The 1,438-nt window shown below is 53.0% G+C and carries 2 protein-coding genes; one reads left to right on the forward strand and one right to left on the reverse strand.

Annotated elements, in window-relative coordinates; all coding sequences use genetic code 11:
* Window positions 1-65: 65 nt before the first annotated feature.
* Window positions 66-404, forward strand: a complete 339-nt coding sequence (locus NZ772_18910) for a DMT family protein (protein ID MCS6815629.1) — start codon at window positions 66-68, stop codon at window positions 402-404.
* 41 nt (window positions 405-445) lie between these two features.
* On the opposite strand, the gene NZ772_18915 is transcribed toward NZ772_18910, so the two are convergent.
* On the reverse strand, window positions 446-1,321 hold the full coding sequence (locus tag NZ772_18915; protein MCS6815630.1) for an MnmC family methyltransferase: 876 nt from the start codon (window positions 1,319-1,321) through the stop codon (window positions 446-448).
* Between the last annotated feature and the right edge of the window lie 117 nt (window positions 1,322-1,438).

A 1,438-nucleotide genomic window follows, 5' to 3' on the forward strand; every position in this document is an offset into this window, starting at 1 on the left:
ATTGCTAAACCCTGCTCGCTAGTCTAAAGTGACCATTGTGACTACCTACGACCTGTCTTGCTGTGCTGCGATCCATTACGTTGCTGCTGGTTTCTAACATTTTTATGACGTTTGCTTGGTATGGCCACCTCAAAAATCTCAAGGTTGCTCCACTCTGGATTGCCATCGTAGCGAGCTGGTCAATTGCTCTCTTTGAATATTGTTTTCAAGTGCCTGCAAATCGTATAGGGTCTGAGTATTTCAGCCTACCCCAGCTTAAGGTGATTCAAGAAATCATAGCTATGCTGGTGTTTGCAGGATTTAGCGTGACCTATATGCAGGTACCCATCACTCGCAACTACATGCTGGCCGCTATGCTCTTGGCAGGCGCTGCTTATCTGATTTTCAGTGACAAGGCTGGATAGATGGATGATGAGAGTCTAAGCGATCGTCCCTCCCATGATGCTCACTTAGAAACACTGGCCCATGCTTGATGTAACCAGCGTTGTCGCCAGCGAGAGGCAGGCTCTAACTCAGAGGCGACTTGCTCCGCTTGCCGTCGGCTTACGATGACCTCAGCAGTATCTTGCAGGCTAAAATCACGGTAGGGAATGGCCGCACGGGTCAGCAGGTGTTCCTGTTCGTGTGGTGCCAACGGTGGCAGGGTATCACCGTTCCAGGCAGCGATCGTACCGGGTGCTCGCCGTCCAACGGGGGGAGTAGAGCCGATCTGGAGGCCAGCCAACAGCAGTGCCGATCGCACGGCTGCCGCACAGGAATAGGTCGCTAGTTTGCCTGTGGGAGCAAGGCAACGGCTGACTTGATGTAAAAACTCCACTGTCCACAGATGAGGACAATGGGGAGGAGAGAAGGGATCCAAGAAAATTGCATCCGCTTGAAAGCCTTCGACAATCAACGTGTGGATAGTTTGGCGAGCATCCCCTAGCAGCAGACGAGCATCTAAGCGATCGTCCACGAACTGGCCTGTGGTGGCCAAGGCTGACAACCCAGACTGCACCGAGGGAAAACAGGTTGCTAACAGAGGAATAGCAGCTTGGGGCACCTGTGGGTCTAACTCTAGCCCGACGGCGGTGACGCGACAATCGGGGTGGGCTATCCAGATAGCTTCCAGGGCAGCAGCAGTATTGTAACCGAGGCCGTAGCAAATATCTAAAATGCTGACTTGGCCTGTGGCAGCCGTTTGCACAATGGCAGTCGGCTCAACAAACTTAGCGATCGCTTCTTGCCGTGCTCCGTAGTGGCTGTGAAACAGCTCGTTGAAATCAGGAGAAAAAAAGGTTGGGGAACCATCGCCAGTGGTTTGAGGAACAAAACGAGTCATGGGGCAGCATCAGGAGTGGGGGAGGCAGGCGATCGAGCCGGATGCACACCCAGTTGTTGAGCAGCGGTTCTCACCAAGCCAAACAACCGAGACTGAGTACGAGTAATCGTTACAGTT

Source organism: Cyanobacteriota bacterium, from assembly GCA_025054735.1.
Taxonomy (GTDB): domain Bacteria; phylum Cyanobacteriota; class Cyanobacteriia; order SKYG9; family SKYG9; genus SKYG9.